The organism is Dokdonella sp., from assembly GCF_049593775.1.
GTDB lineage: Bacteria > Pseudomonadota > Gammaproteobacteria > Xanthomonadales > Rhodanobacteraceae > Dokdonella.
In genome coordinates, this window is sequence record NZ_JBAWHJ010000050.1 from 1 (window position 1) to 4,214 (window position 4,214).

General features: G+C 59.3%; 3 protein-coding genes. 1 reads left to right on the top strand and 2 read right to left on the bottom strand.

Going from position 1 to position 4,214, the window contains the following annotated elements:
• Nucleotides 1–269 precede the first annotated feature (269 nt).
• Nucleotides 270–1,373: a hypothetical protein gene (locus tag WBP53_RS01915; protein ID WP_423925378.1), complete on the top strand. Its 1,104-nt coding sequence runs from the start codon at nt 270–272 to the stop codon at nt 1,371–1,373.
• Nucleotides 1,374–1,766: 393 nt separating this feature from the next.
• Here the strand turns inward: WBP53_RS01915 and WBP53_RS01920 are convergent, their stop codons facing one another.
• Nucleotides 1,767–2,627: a ribonuclease H-like domain-containing protein gene (locus WBP53_RS01920; protein WP_423925380.1), complete on the bottom strand. Its 861-nt coding sequence runs from the start codon at nt 2,625–2,627 to the stop codon at nt 1,767–1,769.
• On the bottom strand, nt 2,624–4,214 hold a 1,591-nt coding region (locus tag WBP53_RS01925; RefSeq protein ID WP_423925382.1), incomplete at its 5' end, for a DEAD/DEAH box helicase. The genes WBP53_RS01920 and WBP53_RS01925, both read right to left, overlap by 4 nt.

The window sequence follows — 4,214 nt, forward strand, 5'->3', positions numbered from 1 at the left end:
AGTGAACAGCCGGATGGCTGGTCATCCAGTGAACTTGCTGCCACCGTAAATCCCCAGGAAGGAACTGGATCCCTGCCTGCGCAGGGATGACGAAATGATGAGAACGAGGCTGAGCCACAGCCAATCCCTCCGATTCTGTCGAACGACATGACAAGCACCTGATCGAATGATTGCAATACAACATGCTTTTCGTGCTCTTGAAGGAGGCCCTTCAGGGGCGATGCTTTTTCCCAAGCCAGCCAAGCAATCGCAATATTGATGGAGGCACCATGACAACCCATTTCTTCAACATCGAGATGCTGCCAGCCAAGCACGGCGACGCGCTCTGGATCGAATACGGCACCGCTGAACGCACACGAAGAATCCTCATCGACGGTGGGCCCATCAATGCATGGCCGGAAGTTTCTTCACGCTTGCAGGCACTGCCTGATGGCGATCAGGGCGTCGAATTGCTCGTTATCAGCCATGTCGACACCGATCACATCGAAGGCCTGATTCGCCTCATGGCCGAGCCTCAAAGTCGCTGGCCCATCGCGCCGGAGGAAATCTGGTTCAACGGCTGGCGGCACATCGAGGAGGCGAACACCCTCGGTGGGCGAGAAGGTGAGTTCCTCAGCGCCCTGATTCATCGGCGTGCCTTTGATCTCTGGAATACCAGCTTCGATGGCAAGGCCGTCTGCACCGGAAAGCTGCCCGGCGATGCCGTGGAACTTGCCGATGGCATGAGGCTCACTCTTGTTTCCCCAAACGCCAATGCCCTGTCCAAGCTGAGAAAGGACTGGCTGAAGAGTGTCGACAAATGGGAAATCGATCCGGGTGATCTGGACGATGCCTGGGATCAGTTGGTCGAAGAGAACAAGTTCCATCCCGGTGAAGAGCTGACCCTTGGACCGGGCGATATCACCGACGAATTGCTTGATCTGCTCAAGGGCAGGGACTCATCCACCGCCAATGGCAGCAGCATCGGATTCCTTGCCGAGTACGAGGGCATGTCCTGCCTGCTACTGGCCGACGCGCATGCCAAGGTTGTCTGCGAATCCCTGCGAAACCTCGGCTACACCGTAGACGATCCACTCAAGGTGGATGCCTTGAAAATGCCGCACCACGGCAGCAAGAACAACATCACGCAGGAAATGTTCGAGTTGATCGATGCAAAGAATTATCTGGTCAGCAGCAATGGGGACAAGTTCAAGCACCCAGACAAGGAAGCCATCGAAGCCGTTATCCAGGGCTCGCGCAGGAAACCCACGATCTGGTTCAACTATCGCTCCGACCACAACATCGAGTGGAAGGCAGAGTCACTGAAGCCCAGTGCGCGTTTCAAGACCCGATATCCAGCGCCAGACAAGAGCGGAATCGTGGTGAAGTTGTAGAGCCATGCGCGCTTGCTTTCGCAGGGGCTGGTCTCAGCCCCGTCCGTCCGATGCATATTGGTCAGGTCATCAAGACAGTCGGGTACGCCCGGGACAAGCGGCACTCAACCAAAGCTTGTCATTCCCGCGCAGGCGGGATTCGCTTCACAACAGCCGGACGGCTGGTCATCGCTTCAGGACTGGTGGATGGCAGGCCATCCATGGAGCAGGCAGGAGGCTGGTAGTGCAATGAATATTCTGCCGTCGCACGGCACCGAAGTAGCAACTGATTGATCAGCCATTCATTTGCTACAAAGTGATTTCCGCCTGCGCGGGAATGACGAGACGGGAATCAGTGAAGTTTGTCTCGCATCCACTCCTGCAGAGAAGCAACTCAAGAGCGCAAGCTTCGCATCAGCGTGTGGTCAGGTGATCGCCCAGCCGCATCAGGGTAATCACATCCTGCTTGTTGTGGTCGAGTACGCGAGCGAGGTTGCGACTGGATTGTCCGCGAAGATAGGCAAGCCATGCGGCAGGCGCTTCCGATCCGGGCAGGTCATCTTCGCGAATGATGCGCAATACCTCGCGTTCGATCGTGGCGAGTTTGCAGTTGGGCAAATGACCCTTGTAGACACGGCGGGTCGGATGCAGCCAGTCAATATGCGGCAACGCGGCGAGACAATGATCAACCCGATTGAGGCGCAGGCGACCCTTGAGCAGCGGCGCGTCGTAACTCTTGCCGTTGTAGCTGACCAGTATCGTTTCGGGATTGAGCCAGCCGGCGAAGGTTTGCAGCATCGCGCGTTCTCCGGCGATGGTGGTCAGGTAGAGCTGGCGGACCGTCAACTCGCCTTCCAGCCATGCCGCGACTCCGATCATGAAGGCGCGCGTACCCACACCACCGGCCAGGCCTGTCGTTTCGGTATCGAAGCAAAGCAGTCGGCGGCGATCAATCGGTGCATCATCGATTGCCGGCCATTCAAGTGTCTCCGCCGCTTCATATTTCAGCACTGTTTCGACGTAGTAGAGGCCCGGGGCGATTTCCTCTCCGGCTGGTGGCGTCAGGGTGCGTCGCGGTTGCAGGGATTGGGGTAGCCGCTCACGATTGCGAATGAGGTTTCGTAGCGCTTGAAGCTGGTCCGATTTCTTCCGCTTTTGCTCGTCATCCCGGTGCAGTCCAGCCTGCGCCGGGATGATGGCGAGGGAGACTGAGCATTCCTGCAATATCAACGCATCCTTTCGCAACTGCCTCAACCTCTCGGCAACGGTACTCATGCGTCCAGCAGCGCCAGCACGGTCGCTGCGCACTCCCGCTGCGTCGCGCCAGTAAGTTCGTCTGCTTCGGTCACCGGGCCAATACACGCCGGGCATCCGCCGCTGCATTCGCAACCTTCCACGAGCATGATGGCTTCGCGTACGAGCAGGGCAGCGCTATTGAACAAGGGTTCGGACAGACCCATGCCACCCGGGAAGTTGTCATAGAGATAAAGGGTCGGATTGAAGGTATCCGCCTGCTCGGGATCGGTGGCTTGCCCGCCTGCATCACGCCATTGGCCACGCCCCTGTCCATCGCGCGTGGCGAACCAGGCTGCGTCACCGGAACCAACCGCCTTCTGCAGATCACGACCGTCAGCCATGGCGCGCACTGAAGCCACCGTGTGCAACGCATACGCTGCGCCGAGGAAGCCATCAAGCGCTTGCTGGCGACTGGTGAAAGCGGACTCCAGCGTGGCCTGCTCCAACTGCCACCACAGTGCGCTGGTATGCAGTTCCTGGTCGGGCAGGGTGACCGGTCCGTAGCCGATGTTCTCGTGACTGTAGAAACGGATCTTCTTGTAACCCGATACGCGGCGTACCACATGAACTTCGCCATGATGGCAGGTACCGCCTCCGGCTTTTGCACCGTCGAAGCGTTCCAGCACCTTGAGCTTGGTGTAGTCGATTGCGTCGGTGTAGTAGTCGGCGTTGGTTCGGGTGACGAAGGCCTTGCGACCCTCCCAGTCCAGCCGTTCGACCTGGTACGGGTTCGACTGGATCATGTAGATCGCGCCTTCGTATAGCGTGAGCGCGGCACTTGAATAGTCGACTTCGGCGATGATGGTCTGGTGCCCATCAGTACGATCGACAACAACGAAATTGCCATCGGCCACCGAGCGCAGGCTGACGGCGCCGGCAGGATAGCTGTCGGCGATCCAGTCCCAGCGATCACCCTCGTGATGCAGTACGCCCGATTCGGCCAAGACTTCGAGGTAGTCGTCCACCCGCGATTCGCCAAACGAGTCGCCTGAGGTGAACGGCAGTTCGAATGCGGCGCAGCGGATATGGTCGAGCAGGATCAGCATCTGGTCCGGTGCGATGCGCGCATGTTCGGGCGGTGCACTATCGAAGAATTCCGGGTGGCGGACGACGTACTGATCCAGCGCCTGGCTGGAAGCAATCATGATGCCCAGCGAAGGCTTCTGGCGGCGGCCTGCCCGTCCCAGTCGCTGCCAGGTCGCCGCGATCGAGCCCGGGAATCCGTTGAGGATGGCAACATCGAGCGCGCCGATATCGACACCGAGTTCAAGCGCCGAGGTGCTGACCACGCCATCGATGCTGCCGCTACGCAACGCGCGTTCGGTCTCGCGACGCTCGGTCGGCAGATAACCGCCGCGGTAGGCGCGGATGCGCGCGGGCTTGCGCGGATCGTGGTCGAAAACATCCTTGAGGTACTTGGTCAGGATTTCGACCATCAACCTCGACTGCGCGAATACGATCGTCTTCATCTTCGCCCGGATGGCGTGGCGAGCGAGGCGCATCGACTGCGAGCGCGCGGAGGCGCGGATGCCAAGATCGGGGTTGATCACGGGCGGATTCCACAAC

Coding starts and splice junctions, on each gene's coding strand:
- WBP53_RS01915 (WP_423925378.1), top strand. CDS start 270: ATGACAACCCATTTCTTCAACATCGAGATGCTGCCAGCCAAGCACGGC.
- WBP53_RS01920 (WP_423925380.1), bottom strand. CDS start 2,627: ATGAGTACCGTTGCCGAGAGGTTGAGGCAGTTGCGAAAGGATGCGTTG.